The sequence below is a fragment of the Phreatobacter sp. AB_2022a genome (genome assembly GCF_026847585.1).
In the GTDB taxonomy this organism is placed as follows: domain Bacteria; phylum Pseudomonadota; class Alphaproteobacteria; order Rhizobiales; family Phreatobacteraceae; genus Phreatobacter.
This window is the reverse complement of record NZ_JAPSET010000016.1, coordinates 73,944-90,488: the sequence shown is the minus strand read 5'-3', so window position 1 is coordinate 90,488 and position 16,545 is coordinate 73,944. Positions and strand designations below refer to the sequence as shown.

The 16,545-nt window shown below is 68.8% G+C and carries 15 protein-coding genes and 1 pseudogene; 9 read left to right on the top strand and 7 right to left on the bottom strand.

The annotated features are described in order from the left end of the window. Positions 1-84 precede the first annotated feature (84 nt). The 3 genes from OZ671_RS13805 to OZ671_RS13795 all read left to right on the top strand — a co-directional run bounded on the left by OZ671_RS13805 (position 85) and on the right by OZ671_RS13795 (position 3,492). Complete coding sequence (locus OZ671_RS13805) at positions 85-1,098, top strand: S1C family serine protease (RefSeq protein ID WP_268861283.1); 1,014 nt, start codon at positions 85-87, stop codon at positions 1,096-1,098. Positions 1,099-1,240: 142 nt separating this feature from the next. Continuing rightward, the gene (locus OZ671_RS13800) at positions 1,241-2,326 is read left to right on the top strand and encodes an LLM class flavin-dependent oxidoreductase (RefSeq protein ID WP_268861282.1); all 1,086 of its coding nucleotides are present in this window, start codon (positions 1,241-1,243) and stop codon (positions 2,324-2,326) included. A gap of 11 nt (positions 2,327-2,337) precedes the next feature. Beyond that, positions 2,338-3,492, top strand: coding sequence for a M24 family metallopeptidase (locus OZ671_RS13795; protein WP_268861281.1), 1,155 nt, complete (start codon positions 2,338-2,340; stop codon positions 3,490-3,492). 7 nt (positions 3,493-3,499) lie between these two features. On the opposite strand, the gene OZ671_RS13790 is transcribed toward OZ671_RS13795, so the two are convergent. The 4 genes from OZ671_RS13790 to OZ671_RS13775 form a co-directional block, all read right to left on the bottom strand. Next, positions 3,500-4,438 (bottom strand): LysR family transcriptional regulator, encoded by a 939-nt coding sequence (locus OZ671_RS13790; RefSeq protein WP_268861280.1) that lies wholly within the window; start codon positions 4,436-4,438, stop codon positions 3,500-3,502. 131 nt (positions 4,439-4,569) lie between these two features. Further along, the gene (locus OZ671_RS13785; RefSeq protein ID WP_268861279.1) at positions 4,570-4,911 is read right to left on the bottom strand and encodes an antibiotic biosynthesis monooxygenase family protein; all 342 of its coding nucleotides are present in this window, start codon (positions 4,909-4,911) and stop codon (positions 4,570-4,572) included. A gap of 61 nt (positions 4,912-4,972) precedes the next feature. Next, entirely contained in the window at positions 4,973-5,575 is a 603-nt protein-coding gene (locus OZ671_RS13780) for an NADPH-dependent FMN reductase (RefSeq protein WP_268861278.1), read from the bottom strand. Between the two features lie 126 nt (positions 5,576-5,701). Continuing rightward, positions 5,702-6,859: a M24 family metallopeptidase gene (locus OZ671_RS13775; protein WP_268861277.1), complete on the bottom strand. Its 1,158-nt coding sequence runs from the start codon at positions 6,857-6,859 to the stop codon at positions 5,702-5,704. A gap of 237 nt (positions 6,860-7,096) precedes the next feature. On the opposite strand from OZ671_RS13775, the gene OZ671_RS13770 reads away from it, so the two are divergent. Genes OZ671_RS13770 through OZ671_RS13760 form a run of 3 tightly spaced genes read left to right on the top strand, consistent with a single transcriptional unit; the run spans position 7,097 to position 9,928 of the window. After that, positions 7,097-8,203, top strand: coding sequence for an ABC transporter substrate-binding protein (locus tag OZ671_RS13770; protein WP_268861276.1), 1,107 nt, complete (start codon positions 7,097-7,099; stop codon positions 8,201-8,203). 38 nt (positions 8,204-8,241) lie between these two features. Beyond that, positions 8,242-9,099, top strand: coding sequence for an ABC transporter ATP-binding protein (locus OZ671_RS13765; protein WP_442957081.1), 858 nt, complete (start codon positions 8,242-8,244; stop codon positions 9,097-9,099). Next, positions 9,077-9,928, top strand: a complete 852-nt coding sequence (locus tag OZ671_RS13760) for an ABC transporter permease (protein WP_268861275.1) — start codon at positions 9,077-9,079, stop codon at positions 9,926-9,928. Before OZ671_RS13765 ends, OZ671_RS13760 begins: the two co-directional genes overlap by 23 nt. A gap of 61 nt (positions 9,929-9,989) precedes the next feature. Here the strand turns inward: OZ671_RS13760 and OZ671_RS13755 are convergent. The 3 genes and pseudogenes from OZ671_RS13755 to OZ671_RS13745 form a co-directional block, all read right to left on the bottom strand. Next, positions 9,990-10,233, bottom strand: a pseudogene (locus tag OZ671_RS13755) (AbrB/MazE/SpoVT family DNA-binding domain-containing protein). A gap of 106 nt (positions 10,234-10,339) precedes the next feature. Continuing rightward, positions 10,340-11,893 carry a murein biosynthesis integral membrane protein MurJ gene (gene murJ / locus OZ671_RS13750; protein ID WP_268861274.1) on the bottom strand — a complete coding sequence of 518 codons (1,554 nt, stop codon included), beginning with the start codon at positions 11,891-11,893 and terminating at the stop codon, positions 10,340-10,342. A gap of 144 nt (positions 11,894-12,037) precedes the next feature. Continuing rightward, entirely contained in the window at positions 12,038-12,760 is a 723-nt protein-coding gene (locus OZ671_RS13745) for a transaldolase (RefSeq protein WP_268861273.1), read from the bottom strand. 206 nt (positions 12,761-12,966) lie between these two features. Between OZ671_RS13745 and OZ671_RS13740 the strand changes: the two genes are divergently transcribed. From OZ671_RS13740 to galE, 3 genes are all read left to right on the top strand, one after another. Further along, complete coding sequence (locus tag OZ671_RS13740; protein WP_268861272.1) at positions 12,967-13,950, top strand: Gfo/Idh/MocA family protein; 984 nt, start codon at positions 12,967-12,969, stop codon at positions 13,948-13,950. A gap of 126 nt (positions 13,951-14,076) precedes the next feature. Continuing rightward, positions 14,077-15,453: a UDP-glucose dehydrogenase family protein gene (locus OZ671_RS13735; protein WP_268861271.1), complete on the top strand. Its 1,377-nt coding sequence runs from the start codon at positions 14,077-14,079 to the stop codon at positions 15,451-15,453. A 58-nt stretch (positions 15,454-15,511) separates the two neighbouring features. Beyond that, on the top strand, positions 15,512-16,501 hold the full coding sequence (gene galE / locus OZ671_RS13730; protein ID WP_268861270.1) for a UDP-glucose 4-epimerase GalE: 990 nt from the start codon (positions 15,512-15,514) through the stop codon (positions 16,499-16,501). The last annotated feature ends 44 nt before the right edge of the window (positions 16,502-16,545 follow it).

The following is a 16,545-nucleotide window of genomic DNA, read 5'->3' as shown; positions in this document are numbered from 1 at the left end:
GCCGGTCCGGCCGGAAGCCGCCCCTCGCATTGCCGGCACGGCCTCCCCATCTCTCCGCCACCCCCTTCAGGAGAGCCTGTTCAGATGCTCGCTGTCACTCCCCGTTTCGTCCTCGACGAGGACGCGCCGGTGGCCCCGTCGGCCATCCCCGCCGACGGCGCCGGCGATGCCGCGCTGCTCGACGCCTATTCCACTGCCGTGACCAGGGTGGTCGAGGACGTCGGCCCGGCCGTGGTCAAGCTGACCGTCGCCGGCCGCGACAACCGCCGCGCCGGCACCGGCTCGGGCGTCATCATCTCGCCCGATGGCCTCGTTCTGACCAACAGCCACGTCGCCGGCGGCGCCCGTGCCATCCGGGTCGCCACCCAGGACGGCCGCGACCTGTCGGCCCGGCTGATGGGCGACGATCCCGACACCGATCTCGCCCTCGTCAGGGTCGACGACCCGGCCCTGCTGCCCGCCGCCAAGCTCGGCAGTTCCAAGGCGCTGAAGCGCGGCCAGCTCGTCGTCGCCATCGGCAATCCGCTCGGTTTCGAATCGACCGTCACCGCCGGGGTGATCTCCGCGCTCGGCCGTTCGCTGCGCGCCCAGACCGGCCGGCTGATCGACGACGTCATCCAGACCGACGCCGCGCTCAATCCCGGCAATTCCGGCGGGCCGCTGGTCGCCTCCTCCGGCGAGGTGATCGGCATCAACACCGCGGTCATCATGGGCGCCCAGGGCATCTGCTTTGCGGTGGCCGCCAACACGGCCGAGGTGGTCCTCGGCGAGCTGATCCGCCACGGCCATGTCCGGCGCGCCTTTCTCGGCATCGGCGCGCAGCAGATCGCGCTGCCGCGGCGGCTGGTCGCCGCCCTCGGCCTCACCGCCGCTTCCGGCGCGATGATCGCCTCGGTCGACCCCGAAGGTCCGGCCGCCAAGGCGGGCCTGCGCGAAGGCGACGTGCTGGTCCATCTCGACGGCATGCCGGTGACCGGCGCCGACGACGTCATTCGCCTGATGGTCTCGGCCCGCATCGGCCGCCCGCTGGAGGCGACCTATCTGCGCGGCGGACGGATCGACTATGCGAGCGTGACGCCGACGGAGCGGAAGCGCTGAACGGCCACGGCCGGCACGGCCCGAGGAGCCGCGCCGGCCGACCGAACGATCCGGTTATAGCACCTATAGGATCTCTCTCTTAGACCCCGCTGCCCCGGCGGCGTAGCAATCATCGTGCGGTCACGGTTGTGAGGAAAGCGCGATGAAATTCGGCCTGATGACGCAGATCCAGGTGCCCAAGCCCTGGACCGAGACCACCGAGCGCAATGCCTTCTGGGACGGCCTCGCCCAGGGCGTCGCGGCCGAGGCTGCGGGCTTCAGCCATTTCTGGATGACCGAGCAGCATTTCCTCATCGAGATCGGCCATGCGCCGGCTTCCGACCTGTTCCTCGCCGCGCTCAGCCAGCGCACAACGACGCTGCGCATGGGGCTCGGCGTCGTGCTGCTGCCGCTGCACAATCCGTTCAGCGTCGCCGAGCGCGTCGCGACCCTCGACATTCTCAGCAATGGTCGCGTCGAGTTCGGCACCGGCCGGGGTACCACGCCCTATATCCTGGAGGGCATGGGCGTCGACCCCGCCAAGGGCCGCGAGCTTGGCAAGGAATCGCTCGAAGCCATCCTCAGGATGTACGAGCACGACTATTTTCCCGGCTACAAGGGTGCCCATTTCGATCTGCCGGCGCGCCATGTGACGCCGCGGCCGATCCAGCGGCCGCATCCCCCGCTCTGGATCGCCGCGACCAATCTCGAAACCTATGAATTTGCCGGCCGCCAGGGTTTCGGGGTGATCGGTGTGACGCGCAACAGCCTGACCGAGACCAAGGCGGCGGTGGAACGCTACCGGGCCGCCGCCGGCGGCAGCGACCGGTCGAGCCAGATCGGCAAGGTCGCCAACAACCAGGTCGCGGTGTTCGGCATTGCCTGCTGCCACGAGAACGACCGCGTCGGCCGCGAGCTCGCCTGCGCGGCGGCGCGCTGGTACTACGGCGACAACGACGCCGAGCTCAACCATCTGCGCTTCAACACGGCCGGCGGCGTCGAGAAGGTGCGCGCGCGCATCGCCGCGCTCAGCAACGACGAACTGATCGAAAGCGGCATGGCGCTCGGCGGCGATGCCGACACGCTGTCGCGGCAGGTCGAGAACTGGGCCAATTGCGGCCTCGACCAGATGATCTTCATGATCCAGGCCGGCCGGACCACCCATGACCAGGTGATGCGTTCCATCGAGCTGATCGGCGAGAAGGTGATCCCGCGCTTCGCCGACCGGGACTATGCGATGGCCGTCTGAGCCGGCCCGCCATGTCGAAATCCGATTTCCCGCCGGAGGAATTCGCCGATCGGCTCGCCCGCCTGCGCCAGGCCATGTCCGCCGCCGCGCTCGACTGGCTGCTGGTCTTTCACCCGGTCTCGATCCACTGGCTGACCGGTTCCGATGCCAAGAGCTACCAGGCCTTCCAGTGCCTCATCGTGCCCGTGGCCCCGGCGCCGACGGTCATGTTCACCCGCCGCTCGGAAGAGGCCGAGTTCCACGACGACGCGCTGGTCGGCACGCTCGCCACCTGGGGCGGCCCCGATCCCGAGGATCCGCTCGCCGCCTTCGAGCGGCTGGTCGGCCGCCTCGGGCTGCATGAGGGCCGCGTCGGCATGGAGGTGCCGGCCTATTACCTGCACCCGCACCACTATCTGAAGATCAAGGCCCTGCTCGGCCGCGCCCTCGTCGGCGAGCCGAGCCAGCTCGTGCACGACCTCAAGCTGCGCAAGTCGCCACGCGAGATCGCCTTCATCCGCACGGCGGCGGCGATAGCCGACCGGACCGTCGAGACGCTCGCGGGCGCGCTCCGCCCCGGCCGCAGCGAGCTGGAGGTCGCCGCCGAGATCTTCCACACCATGCTCGCCGCCGGCGGCGGCCAGCCGGCGACCCCGCTCAACCTGGTGTCCGGTCCGCGCGCGGCCTTCAGCCATGGCGCGCCGACCGAGCGGCGGCTTTGCCTCGGCGACACCGGCAACGCCGAATATTGCGTGCCCTACCGGCGCTATTCCGTCACGATCGGCCGGCAGTTCTCGATCGGCCCGCCATCGCCGCGCCTGCGCGCGCTCCACGACGTCGTCCGGCGTGCCGGCGACGCCGCCATCGCCGCGATCCGGCCGGGCGTTGCCGCGACCGTCCCGCACGAGGCGGCCCGCGCGATCATCGCGGAAGCCGGTCTCGATGCCGCCCGGGTCCACCTGACCGGCTATGGCGTGGCGCCGGCCTTCCCGCCGGCGACGGCCGAGCCGGTCCAGCTCTTCGCCGGCAGCCCCTACCGGCTGGATACCGGCATGGTGCTGTCGGTCTGCCCTCCGGTCTTCATCACCGCCGAGCGCCTCGGCGTGCGGCTCGTCGACAATGTGCTGGTGACCGATACCGGCGCCGAGCGGCTCTGCACGGCCGCGCGCGACCTCATCGTGGTCTGAACGGCTTTCAGGGTTCGGGGATCTCGCCGCGCCAGACACCCGAGCGGACGAGGTCGCGCACGACCTCCTGCACCGTTTCCGACAATTTGCCGATGAGCACCTGCTGCGCCTCGGTGCGCGGCACGTTCTGGCAGGTGATCAGCGCGAAGGGCCAATAGGCCGCAGGCGCGAAGGAGCGGATTTCCAGCTCGCCGCGGCTCAGCTCGTCCTCCACCGAGCCGCGGGTCAGGAGGCTGAAGCCGACGCCCTGGCGCAGCAGCGCGCGGGTGATCGTCGTATCGTCCACCTCGACCTTCGCCGACAGGGAAATGCCGCGCTCCGCCGTCCATTTGTCGAGCAGGCGGCGCGACGCATTGGGCCGGCTCGGCAGGATCAGCGGCAGCCGGGCGAGATCCTCGGTGCGCACCGGTGCCCCGCCGGTGCCGAGCGCGCCGGGCCGTCCCACCAGGAACACCTCCTCGTTGAGGAGGGGCGTCGCCTCGAACCCGCGCTGCGGCACCGGATCGTGCAGGCAGGCGAGATCGACCTGGCCGCGTACCAGCCATTCGTGGATATAGCCGCTGAAGCCGCCGACGATCTTCAGGAAGACATGCGGATGGGCCTGGCCGAACCGCTCGACCAGCGGCGGCACGATGAAATGGCCGGCCGCCGGCGGCACCGCGAAGGAAATGACGCCCGACAGGCCGGCATGGCCGCTGCGGATCTCGGCCTTGGTCTGCTCGATCTGGCGCAGCAGCAGCTGGCTGCGCTCGAGAAGGAGCTTGCCGGCCTCCGTCAGGGTGACGCCGTGGCCGTGGCGCTTGAACACCGGCCGGCCGAGCTCGTCCTCCAGATTGCGGATGGTCCGGCTCACGGCCGGCTGGGAAATGCGCAGAAGCTCGGAGCCGCGGCTATAGCTGCCGCTCTCGGCCACCGTCTGGAAATAGCGAAGCGCCCTGATATCCAAGCCACCGTCCCGTCAGATCAATTCAGGCATGAGACGCTGCCGAGACTATCAGAACCTGAACAAGAGAAAGAAATGCGCGGGCAGTGCCAGGCCATGCCCGCCGGCGGCGCGCATGCCCCGGCCAGCACCGGTCAGTCCGGCCCCTCGCCCGCGCGCGCCTGGGCTGCCCGCACGAAGCCGGCCATGTCGGCAAGCTTCACCTCGCAGAGCGATACCGACTGGGCGCCGGCGATGAACGGCCTCAGCACAGCCGCAAAGGTCTCGGCATAGGCGCGCGAGGCCTCCCAATCGTCGACGCTCTGCCGGTCGGCCCAGAACGTGAGGGTGAAGAGGTTCTCCGGATCATTGGCATCGCGGGTCACCAGGCGGCCAAGGAGACCCGGAGCCTCGATCGCCATCAAGCCGCGATAGCTGCGCTCGATCGCGTCCCAGCTGCCCGGATAGGTCTTGCCCCAGTAGATGCGGACGAACATGGGCACCATCTCTTCCTGAAGGGAGACATCCGGGCGTCGGGTCGCCGAGGCGGCCCGGTGGCTAATGCGGCACGACGGCCGCCTCGATGCCGCGGCCGATCCGCGCCTTGGCGAAATCGACCACCTGGCGACCGACCTCCTGGAGCTGGAACCGCGCCGAGAGGTCGAGACAGTCGCCGGCCGCGTCGAAGACCGGCGTCGCGGTGTTCAGCATGGCGGCGAGCGGCGTCGGCCAGCCGCGCAGGGCATGGGCAATGCCGCGCAGAGCTGCCAGCGTCTGGCCGCCCGCCTGCCAGCCACCGGCGCAGACGATGAGCCCGACGGCAAGGCCGTCGAAATAGACGCGCTCGTCGGCCCTCAGGTCCTCGGTATAGTCGAGCGCGTTCTTGACCAGCCCCGACATGGAGCCGTGATAGGCCGGAGAGGCGACGATCACCCCGTGGCAGCGCCGGAACGCCGCGACGAGCCGCGCCGCTTCAGGCGTGCGCTCGACCTCGCCCGGCACATACATGGGCAGCATGAGGGAAGGTCCCGCGATCATCAGCGTCTCCGCGCCGTGCGCGGCCGCCGCCTTCAGGCTCAGGGCCAGCGCACGCTCGGTGGACGACCCTGCCCGCGTGGTCCCGCCGAGACCGAGGATGAGGGGACGGACGGCCTGATGCATGATGGTCCTCGCAGGCACCGAAGGGGCCGATCGGGACCCCCATGGGAACCAGTCTGCCGGCCACACGCTCATACGTCCAAGGCAAAGCACCTATAGCTGATATAATTCATTCGCGCCGACGGGCGCTCAGTCGACGATGATCATGCCGCGCGGATGGCGCGACAGCAGCTCGGCGCCGTCGGCCGTCACCAGCACGTTGTCGATCAGCCGGACGCCGAGCTTTTCCTCGGCGATGAAGATCGGCGGCTCGACCGACAGGACCATGCCCGCCTCGAGCACATGGCGCGAGCCGCCGAACATGTTGACCGGCTCGCCCCAGGACGGCGGAAAGCCCGGCGCGAGCCCGTAACCGGAGGTGTGGACGCGGTGGCGGTCGAGCCCCTCGCGCGCGATCACCCGCTTCGCCGCCTCGTGCGGCCGGATCGCCGGCACGCCGGCGCGGATCTCGGCGATCAGGGCGTCCGCCGCCTCGAGCGCGATCGCATGCAGCTCGTTCATGCGCGGCGTCGGCCGGCCGATCGAGAACTGCCGGCCGATCGTCGCGGTATAGCGCCTGAACGCCGCACCATATTCGACATTGCCGAAATCGCCCGGCTTGAGGCGGCGCTCGGTCGGCGCGCCATGGCTGAAGCATGACCGCTCGCCGGAGACGAGATTGAGCGTGCTGGCCGGCAGGCCGCTGCCGTGCTTCAGAAGCGCGGCATAGACCGCGCCGGCGACGGCGAGCTCGGTCTCGCCCTCGGCGAGGCTCGCGGCGAACACCGCCATGGCGGCGTCGGCGATCTCGGCCGAGCGCCTGACATAAGCGAGCTCGGCCGGCGACTTCACCATCTTGAGATCGTGCACGAGATGGTTCGGCTCGGCAACGAGAGCGGCGCCGAGGATGGACTTCACGCCGAGATAGTGGTGCGGATGCAGGTAATAGGCGGGAACCTCGATGCCGACCCGGCCGCGCCGGAGGTTGAGCCGGCCCGCGATCCGCTCGAACAGCGCGAGCGGGTCTTCCGGCTCCGGCCCGCCCCAGGTCTCGAGCTGGTCGATCAGCGCGTCCTCTTCGAACTCGGCGCGCTCGGCCTCGCGCGTCAGCATGACCGTCGGCCGGTCCTCGGCCGCCAGGATCAGGCACTGGAAGGCCTGGTAGCTCTTGGCATCGGACCCGGTCAGCCAATGGATCGAGACCGGGTGGAACAGGATCATCCAGTCGAGACCGGCCTCGGCGACGGCCTGGCGCACCCGCGCCCGGCGCGCGCCGAACTCGGCGCTGGTGAAATCATGGCGTGACATGGCGGCTGCAATCTCGGCCCGAGGATCGGGCCGAACCTACGGCCGGGCCTCCGCCGCGTCTAAAGCCTTTAGATTATAGCAGCTATAGACGCTTGGCATTATGCGCGACGGCCGGCTTGATCCAATCTTGCCGGCGCGTCGGCGGTGACCTGGCCTTGCGGCAAGGCGCGCCCGCCCAGCCCGGTACCGCACGGACAATAACGCGCCGAAGGCGCGAGGAGACGAGAGGGGAGGCCCATGCCCGAGGCACGACAGGCGATCGACCGCCGCGCCGCCATGGCGTCCGCAGCGGGCATGACACGACGCAGCTTCACGCTCGCCGCCGCGCTGCCGCTCATGCTGGCCGGCCCGGCACGGGCCCAGCAGCGCCCCAAGGTCAAGCTGTGGGGCGCGTCCGCCACCGTCGAGGCCTATCACGGCTTCCTGTTTCTCGGGAATCCGCTCGGCTTCTTCAAGGACGACGGCGTCGACGTCGAGTTCGGCACCGCCGCCGGCTCGGCCGCGACGCTGCAGCTGATCGCCGCCGGCCAGGTTCAGATGGGCTATCTTGGCATGGACGTGCTGATCCTCGCCAAGGCGCGCAACCCGCAGCTGCCGATCACCGCCGTCTATCTGCAGGACCGCGGCAACATCTACGAAATCGTCGTGCCGGAGACGAGCGGCATCCGCAGCGTCGCCGATCTCAAGGGCAAGACCATCGGCGTCGCCAATCTCGCCTCGGGCGCCATTCCCTCGCTGCGCGCCATGCTGACCGATGCCGGGCTCGATCCGAATTCCTCCGTCGGCCTGATCCCGGTCGGCAACGGCGCCCAGGCCGCCGCCGCCCTCAATGCCGGGCGGATCCAGGCGTTGTCGCTGTTCCGCGCCCAGCATGCGCTGATCGAGACTCTCGGCATCAAGTTCCGCCGGTTCTCGCGCAGCGCGCCGAGCGCGGTGATCGCCGTCAACACGGCCTTCCTGAAGGACAACCGGGAGGCCGTGGTCCGGACGCTGCGGGGCATCGCCAAATCCTCCATCTTCGCCGAGGTCAACCCCGCCGCCACGGTGCGGCATTTCTGGAATCTGTTCGGCAAGCCGCAAGGCCTGAGCGAGGACCAGGCGCTGAAGCGCTCGGAATACATCCTCTCCTCCACGGCCGAGCTGTGGAAGGACTATCGCGACGCATCGGTGCCCTGGGGCGAGATGTCGGCCGCGCAGTGGGACGACATGCAGAAGTTCCTGATCGAGCAGAAGCTGCAGGAACGCCCCGTGCCGACCGAGGCGCTGTTCACCAATGCCCTGACGACCGACGTCAACCGGTTCGATCAGGAGGCCATCGTCGCCATGGCCAGGGCGGCCGGCTGACACGGCCCTTGGCCCTGCATCCCAGGAGGGGAGCTCGCATGGAAAGCGCTGTCGCAGGCGAAACGATGGCAAGGCCCGGTGCCGCGCCGGACGGCGAACCGGTCAGCGCCCTCTCGGTGCAGAACGTCAGCATGGTGTTCAACCGCGGCGAGACCCAGGTCCATGCGCTCGATCACGTGTCGATGGACATCCGCGACGGCGAGTTCATCGCGATCGTCGGCCCCTCCGGTTGCGGCAAGTCGACCCTGATCAAGCTCGTCTCCGGGCTGCGCACGCCGACGGCGGGACGGCTCGCCGTGCGCGGCCGGCAGGTGATGAAGCCGCGCGGCGACGTCGGCATCGTCTTCCAGAGCCCGGTTCTGCTGCCATGGCGCTCGATCCTCGACAATGTGATGCTGCCGATCGACGTGCTCAAGCAGGACCGGACGACGGGCCGCGAGCGCGCCCTCGCCCTGCTGCGCCTCGTCGGCCTCGGCGGCTTCGAGACCGCCTATCCGAACGAGCTCTCCGGCGGCATGCAGCAGCGCGCCGCGATCGCCCGGGCGCTCGTCTACGATGCTCCGCTGCTGCTCATGGACGAGCCGTTCGGGGCGCTCGACGCGCTGACCCGCGAGCAGATGAACTCCGAGCTGCAGCGGATCTGGCAGGCGAGCGGCAAGACCGTCCTGTTCATCACCCATTCGATCCCCGAGGCGGTGTTCCTCGCCGACCGGATCGTGGTGATGTCGCCGCGGCCCGGCCGCGTCCTGAAGATCATCGCCAACCCCATCCCGCGGATGCGCACGCTCGACGACATGCTGCGTCCCGAATTCGGCGCGCTGGTGCGGGAGATACGCGGACTGTTGGGCGGCCATGTCGCCGGCGGGGAGAACCATGGAACACGTGCTGAATGGTGACCGGGCCGGCGCGCCCGCCGACAGGCCCGACGTCGCCGATGCGCCGCCGCCGGTGCGCCGGCTCTGGGGGCGCTTCGGGCTGCCGCTGGTCGTCTTCGTCGTGCTGATGGGGTCCTGGGAACTCGTCATCCGGCTGCTCGACGTGCCGGGCTTCCTGGTGCCCGCGCCGTCGGCCGTCGTCACGGCGCTCTGGTCCGGACTGGTCACCGGCCTCTATCCCGCCCATGCCGCCGTCACCGTGGTCGAGGCGGTGGCGGGCTTCGTCATCGGCAGCCTGATGGGCCTCGCGCTCGGCACGGTCATCGTCGTGTTCCCGACGATGGAGCGCATCGTCTATCCCTATGTGGTGGCGCTGCAGACCGTGCCGAAGGTCGCCATCGCGCCGCTGATGGTCGTCTGGTTCGGCTTCGGCGTCACGTCGAAGATCCTGGTCGTCGCCCTCGTCTCGCTGTTTCCGGTGCTGGTCAACGTCATCGCCGGCCTGCGCGCCATCGACCAGGACCGGCTCGACCTGCTGGGGGCGCTCGCCGCCTCGCGCTGGCAGGTGTTCCGTTATGTCCGCTTTCCCAACGCCCTGCCCTTCGTCTTCGCGGGGCTCAACACCGCCATCGTGCTGGCGGTGATCGGCGCGATCGTCGCCGAATTCGTCGGCTCGAACTACGGCCTCGGCTTCCTCATCCTGCAGGCCAACTACCAGCTCGACATTGCCGGCGCCTTCTCGCTCTTCGTCGTGCTCTCGATCGTCGGCGTGGCGCTGCACGGCGCCCTGAAATGGCTGGAGCGGCGCTGCGTCTTCTGGGTCAATATCGAGGCACGCGACGGACTGTAGCGGCGCCTTGAGGCATTCGTGACGGCATCGATTGGAGAGAGCGCCGGACAACGAAGCTCTGTCAGTCCCGAGCATGCCGCCGCCGCACCTCGGCTTCAAGACCGGCTTCCATCTCATCGAGCCTCTTCGGCGGGCCCTCGTGCGCAAGCAACCCGAAGACCTCGTTCGGCTTTGTCCTGGCAAAGACTTCTGCCGGCTTCAGGAGCACAACCGTCGACCGCTTCTTCGACGATCAGCCGCGTTCCAGCGTGCCAGCCGTAGCGCCGTCGGATGGCCTCGGGCAAGATCACCTGTCCCTTCGGCAAATAACGATCGTCAGCTTGTTCGCGTGGGTCGTCGGCGACATCGGCTAAGACATGACGGCGGCGGGATAGATCCTGGCGATTGATCCTTCAAACCCGTGGCGGGATGTCAGCCGTCGCCATTCGCCATGCCGCGCCGCAGCCGCTTCAGGTCGGACAGGAATTCCCGGCCGAACAGCACGACGAGGGTGCCGCCATAGGCGAACGCACCGGCGGTCATCAGCACCACGAGCGCGAGGCGGTCGGCCCCGACGCCCGTGCCGAGCGCCGCGCGCAGCGCGTAGGAGCCGGCCGCGAGCGTCGCGGCCAGGATGCCGAAGGCGAGGAACAGCCGCGGCAGCACGCGCCGGGCCCGCGCGTCGAGCCCCATCAGGCCCTGGCGGCGGGCGAACCAGCCGAGCAGGATCAGGTTCATCCACGCCCCCGCGCCGGTGGCGAGCGCGAGGCCGACATGACCGAGCGGCCGCATCAGCAGGAGCTTCAGGGCAATGTTGATGAGGATGGCGATGACCATGGCGATGACCGGCGTGCGGGTATCGCCACGCGCGTGGAAGGTGACCGTGAACGAGCGGATCAGCACGAAGGCGGCAAGGCCGAAGGCATAGGCGGACAGCGCGCGCGCCGACTGCAGCGCGTCGGCGGCGGTGAACCGGCCGTGGACGAACAGGGCACCCATCAGCGTGTCCGGCACGATCATGAAGGCGGCGACCGCCGGCAGGGTGAAGACCAGCGTCAGCTCGATGGCGCGCAGCTGCGCATGGCGCGCGCCGGCCTCGTCGCCGGCGGCGATCCGCCGGCTCATTTCGGAGAGGAGCACGGTGCCGACGGCGACCGCGATGACGCCGATCGGCAGCTGGTTCATCCGGTCGGCGAAATAGAGCCAGGTGATGGCGCCCTCGACCAGGAAGCTCGCGATGATCGTGTCCGCGAAGACGGCGATCTGGCTGCCCGCCGAACCGGCGGCCGCCGGCACGAAGGTCGCCCAGAACTGCTTCACCTCCGGCGTGATCTTGGGCAGGCGGAATTCCAGCATGACATTGGCGCGCAGCGCATCCGCCGCCACCAGCACGAATTGCAGGACGCCCGAGATCAGGACACCCCAGGCGACGGCATGGCCTGCCGTCGGGAAATGGCCGGCGAGCAGCAGCGTCGCGATCATCGCGACATTGAGGAGGATCGCCGTCGCGGCGGGCGCCGCGAACCGGCCGACCGCGTTGAGCACGCCGCCGATCAGCACGACCAGCGAAATGAAGGCGAGATAGGGAAAGGTGATGCGGGTGAGCTCGACCGCGAGGCCGAACCGCATGCCGTCGCCGGTGAAGCCCGGCGCGAGCAGCGACACGACCGCCGGCATGAAGACCAGTGCCAGTCCGAGCAGGACGAGCTGGGCCAGCAGGAGATAGGCGAAGATGCGATCGGCGAAGACCAGCGCCGCATCGCGTCCCCGCTCCGCCGCGACGCGCGCGAAGGCCGGCACGAAGGCGGCGTTGAACGCGCCCTCGGCGAAGATCGAGCGGAAGTGATTGGGGATCCGGAAGGCGACGTTGAAGGCGTCCGACACCGCGCTCGCGCCCAGCACGCTCGCCAGCATCATGTCGCGCACGAAGCCGATGGCACGGCTGACCAGCGTCAGCGCCGAGACGGAGAAGATGCTCCGGATCACGCAGGAAGACCTTGGATGGGCGATCGGCGCAAAGGCTGGCCTTCGGCAGGTGCGGTCAGGGGACGGATGTCTGCGGGGTGAACCGGGAGCCTGCCGGCCCCGGGGGCTTGCGCCGAAGGCCGGCAGACTTGTGCGAGGCGCCGCTCAGGTGGCCAGCGTCAGCCCCGCGGCCAGCGCATCGGTGCGGAAGCCCTTCACGGTGTCGAGCGAGATCGCTTCCGGATCACGGCCGAGCCCTTCGAGCTTCTTCAGGATGTCGGCCGGCGCGGTGATGATGTGGCAGCCGATGCGGTCGGCCTCGATGACGTTCCAGACCTCGCGGGTCGACGCCCAGATCACCTCGACGGTGTCGGTGCCGCGCGCAAGGCCGACCGCATATTTCATCACCGGCATGTAGTCGTGGCCGGCATCGCCGAGCCGTCCGGCGAAGACCGAGACGATCGACGGCGCGCCGCCGCGCAGCGCATCGACCGACGCCTTGACCTGCGCTTCGGTATAGAGCGCGGTGAAGTTGATCTTCACGCCCTCGCGCGACAGCTTGTGAATGAGGTCGTAAAGCGGCTCGCCCTTGGTGTTGGTCACCGGCAGCTTCACATAGACGTTACGGCCCCAGGTCGCGATCACCCTGGCCTGAGCCTCGATCTCCTTGAGGTCGTCCGAGAACACCTCGAAGGAGATGTGATGGTCGGGCACCGCGGCGACGAGATCCTTGGCATAGGCGGCATAGTCGGAAACGCCGGCCTTCTTCAGCAGCGAGGGATTGGTGGTGAAGCCGCGAATCCAGGGCTTCTGCGCCATTTCGACGATCGAGGCCTTTTCGGCCCCGTCGGTGTAGAGCTTGACCTTCAGGTCCGCCAAGGCGGGCATGGCATCCTCCGCAAGACTGCATCGGCCGGTGTTGTAGGCAAGGCTCGTGCCCGTGTCCAACGGCAAGAATGCGGCGTTCCCGCACGGATGCAATTGGTAACGATGCGTGATGTGCGCCCATTTGCGCCGTTGCGATGGGAAACTGTATACGGGTTGCGTCGCCCGGCTCGGATCGCCGCGGCCGATCTTTTGAGGAATCGACGGGTATGAGCAAGAACCAGGACGGCGGGGCGAGCCTGCGCGTGGGCGTCATCGGCTGCGGCGTGATGGGCAAGAACCATGCCCGGGTCTTTGCGGAACTGCCCGGCATCACCCTTGTCGGCGTTGCCGATCCCGACGCCGAACAGGTCAAGTTCGTGACGAGCCGCCTCGGCTGCGGCGGCTATGCGAGCCTGTCGGCGCTGCTCGACGCCGGCATCGATGCCCTGACCATCGCCGCCCCCACGCAACTGCATACGCCGATCGCGCTCGAAGCCATCGCCCGCGGCGTCCATGTCCTCGTGGAAAAGCCCATCGCCCAGTCGGTCGAGGAGGGCAGCCGCATCATCGCCGCCGCCGAGAAGGCCGGCGTGACGCTGATGGTCGGCCATGTCGAGCGCTTCAATCCAGCGGTCCAGTCGATCAAGGAAGCGCTGGCGGGCGAGGACATCCTGTCGATCCAGATCACCCGGGTCGGGCCGTTCCCGCCGCGCATGTCCGACATCGGCGTCGTCATCGACCTCGCCGTGCACGACATCGACCTGATCCGCTGGTTCACCGGCTCGGAAATCTCCGACATCCAGCCGCAGACCAACTCGATCCACGCGGCCCGCGAGGACATTGCGCTGCTGCAGTTCCGCACCGCCTCGGGCGTGCTGGCCCACATCAACACCAACTGGCTGACGCCGTTCAAGGCGCGCACGGTGCATGTAGCGACCCGCAACAAGTACATTACCGGTGACCTCATCACCCGCCAGGTCACCGAATGTTTCGACTACAAGCCCGACGGCAGCTATTCGATGCGCCACCTGTCGGTCGCCTATGCCGAGCCGCTGCGCGCCGAGCTCCTGGCCTTCGTCGAGGCGGTGAAGAGCCGTACGGCGCCCGTGGTCGGTGGCGCCGACGGCCTTGCCAGCCTCGACATCGCCATGCGCTGCCTCGGCGATCGGCCGGCGCCACAGCCGAAAAAGGTGGCCGGCAGCCGCGCCTGACCGGCCAAGAGCGCCGGTGCCCTGTCTTCGGCTTGTCATCGGCATTTGGCACTCAGACTCCCCTGATTGCCTTCGGGCCGACTCGCGGCAGTTCGTCCCCAAGGCTCGCCACCAGGGGCGGACGCCATGCGGATCACCATTGTCGGCGCCGGATATGTCGGGCTCGTCACCGGCGCCTGCCTCGCCGAGACCGGCCATGAGGTCGTCATCGTCGACCGTGACGCCGAGCGCATCGGCGGCTTGAAGATCGGACGGATGCCGATCTACGAGGCCGGACTCGAGCGCCTGGTTTCGAACACGGCCGGCGCCGGCCGCCTGTCCTTCACGACCGATCTGGCGCCCGCCGTCGCCGATGCCGACGCCGTCTTCATCTGCGTCGGCACGCCGCCCCGGCCAGCCGACGGCCATGCCGACATTTCCGGCGTGCACGCAGTTGCCGGCGAGATCGCCACGGCGCTTTGTGCCTTTACCCTCGTCGTCACCAAATCGACAGTGCCGGTGGGCACGGGCGACGAGGTCGAGGCCATCATCCGGGCACGCCGTCCGGACGCCGATTTTGCCGTCGTCTCCAATCCCGAATTCCTGCGCGAAGGCGTCGCGATCGCCGATTTCCTGGCTCCCGATCGCATCGTGGTCGGGGTCGAGGAGGAGCGGGCCGGAGCGCTGATGGCCGCGCTCTACGCGCCGCTGACCGCCAAAGGGGCACCTCTGGTCGTCACCAACAGGCGCACGGCCGAGTTGATCAAATATGCCGCCAACAGCTTCCTGGCACTCAAGATCACCTACATCAACGAGATCGCCAATCTGTGCGAGGAGGTCGGCGCCGATGTCGTCGATGTCTCGCGCGGCATCGGTCTCGACAGCCGCATCGGCGCGAAATTCCTCAAGGCAGGCCCCGGTTTCGGCGGCTCCTGCTTCCCGAAGGACATGCTGGCCCTGATGAAGACCGCACAGGACCATGGCGTGCCGCTGCGGTCGGTGGAGACGGCTGTCGCGGTCAACGATGCCCGCAAGGGCGAAATGGTGCGCAAGATCGTACGTGCTGCCGGCGGCTCGGTCGCCGGCAAGACCCTCGCCGTGCTCGGCCTCACCTTCAAGCCTGACACCGACGACATGCGCTCGGCGGCCTCCCTCGTCATCCTGCCACGGCTGATCAAGGCCGGTGCGGTGATTCGCGCCTACGATCCGGCCGGCATGGCCAATGCCGCCCCGCTCCTGCCCGACGTCGCCATGGCGACCAGCGCCTTTTCCGCCTGCGAGGGCGCCGATGCCGCCGTGCTCATCACCGAATGGGACGAGTTTGCCCGCCTCGACCTGTCGCAGCTCGCAGGAGTGATGAAGACGCCGCTGCTCATCGACCTGCGCAATCTGTTCGACCCCGCCATCGCCGCCCGGGCCGGCCTGCGCTATGTCTCGATCGGGCGCGGCGACGATGCCGCGGGCCTGCCGCCGGCCGGCTTCGAGACCGCCGCACGCAGCCCCCGGCGGCTCGCGCTTTCTTGACCTTCGGTCCCGATCGGGCCAAGGAAGGGCCGGTTCGGGGGCCAACCTGGAGAAGTGCATGACTGTGCTTGTCACCGGCGGCGCCGGCTATATCGGCAGCCACATGGTTCTCGAACTGCTGGACGCCGGTGAAGCCGTCGTTGTCCTCGACAATCTCTCCACCGGCTTTCCCTGGGCGGTGGATCCGCGCGCCACGCTGATCGTCGGCGACATGGGCGACCAGGACCTGGTCGAACGGGTGATCCGCCAGCACGGCGCCGATGCCATCATCCATTTCGCCGCCCGCATCGTGGTGCCGGACTCGGTCTCCGACCCGCTCGGCTACTATCTCTCCAACACCGTCAAGACGCGCGCCGTGATGGCCGCCGCGGTGGCGACGGGCGTCCGCCACTTCATCTTTTCCTCGACCGCCGCGGTCTATGGCACGCCCGAGGTGATGCCGGTGGCGGAGGACGCGCCGACCCGGCCCGAAAGCCCCTACGGCACCTCCAAGCTGATCACCGAATGGATGCTGCGCGATGCCGCCGCGGCCCATCCGCTCGACTATGTCGTGCTGCGCTATTTCAACGTCGCCGGCGCTGATCCGGCGGGTCGCACCGGCCAGTCCTCGCCGAACGCCACCCATCTCATCAAGGTGGCGGTGCAGACGGCGCTCGGCCTGCGCGCCAAGATGGACGTCTTCGGCACCGACTATCCGACGCCCGACGGCACCTGCGTGCGCGACTATATCCATGTCACCGACCTCGTTCGCGCCCATTCCGCGGCGCTTGCCTATCTGCGTGCCGGCGGCGCCAGCATGGTGGCGAATTGCGGTTATGGCCGCGGCTACTCGGTGCAGGAGGTGATCGACACCGTGCGCAAGGTCACCCGGGTCGACTTCCGCGCCGATTATGCGCCGCGCCGGCCGGGCGATGCGGCGGCGGTCGTCGCCAATCCGGCGCTCGCCAAGGCCCGCCTTGCCTGGCAGCCGCGCCATGACGATCTCAACGAGATCGTCGAGCATGCCTTCGCCTGGGAGCGGCGGCTCGCCAACGGGCCCGAGGCCTGACGCGCCAACGGTCGCCAAGGCCGGACAAGCGCCCGCAATGGCGG

Excerpts from the sequence above, each read along its gene's own strand:
- OZ671_RS13740 (WP_268861272.1), top strand. The coding sequence starts at position 12,967 with ATGAGCAAGAACCAGGACGGCGGGGCGAGCCTGCGCGTGGGCGTCATC.
- OZ671_RS13760 (WP_268861275.1), top strand. The coding sequence starts at position 9,077 with ATGGAACACGTGCTGAATGGTGACCGGGCCGGCGCGCCCGCCGACAGG.
- OZ671_RS13785 (WP_268861279.1), bottom strand. The coding sequence starts at position 4,911 with ATGTTCGTCCGCATCTACTGGGGCAAGACCTATCCGGGCAGCTGGGAC.
- OZ671_RS13795 (WP_268861281.1), top strand. The coding sequence starts at position 2,338 with ATGTCGAAATCCGATTTCCCGCCGGAGGAATTCGCCGATCGGCTCGCC.
- OZ671_RS13805 (WP_268861283.1), top strand. The coding sequence starts at position 85 with ATGCTCGCTGTCACTCCCCGTTTCGTCCTCGACGAGGACGCGCCGGTG.
- OZ671_RS13765 (WP_442957081.1), top strand. The coding sequence starts at position 8,242 with ATGGAAAGCGCTGTCGCAGGCGAAACGATGGCAAGGCCCGGTGCCGCG.
- OZ671_RS13735 (WP_268861271.1), top strand. The coding sequence starts at position 14,077 with ATGCGGATCACCATTGTCGGCGCCGGATATGTCGGGCTCGTCACCGGC.
- OZ671_RS13780 (WP_268861278.1), bottom strand. The coding sequence starts at position 5,575 with ATGCATCAGGCCGTCCGTCCCCTCATCCTCGGTCTCGGCGGGACCACG.
- OZ671_RS13770 (WP_268861276.1), top strand. The coding sequence starts at position 7,097 with ATGCCCGAGGCACGACAGGCGATCGACCGCCGCGCCGCCATGGCGTCC.
- OZ671_RS13775 (WP_268861277.1), bottom strand. The coding sequence starts at position 6,859 with ATGTCACGCCATGATTTCACCAGCGCCGAGTTCGGCGCGCGCCGGGCG.
- OZ671_RS13800 (WP_268861282.1), top strand. The coding sequence starts at position 1,241 with ATGAAATTCGGCCTGATGACGCAGATCCAGGTGCCCAAGCCCTGGACC.
- OZ671_RS13745 (WP_268861273.1), bottom strand. The coding sequence starts at position 12,760 with ATGCCCGCCTTGGCGGACCTGAAGGTCAAGCTCTACACCGACGGGGCC.
- galE (WP_268861270.1), top strand. The coding sequence starts at position 15,512 with ATGACTGTGCTTGTCACCGGCGGCGCCGGCTATATCGGCAGCCACATG.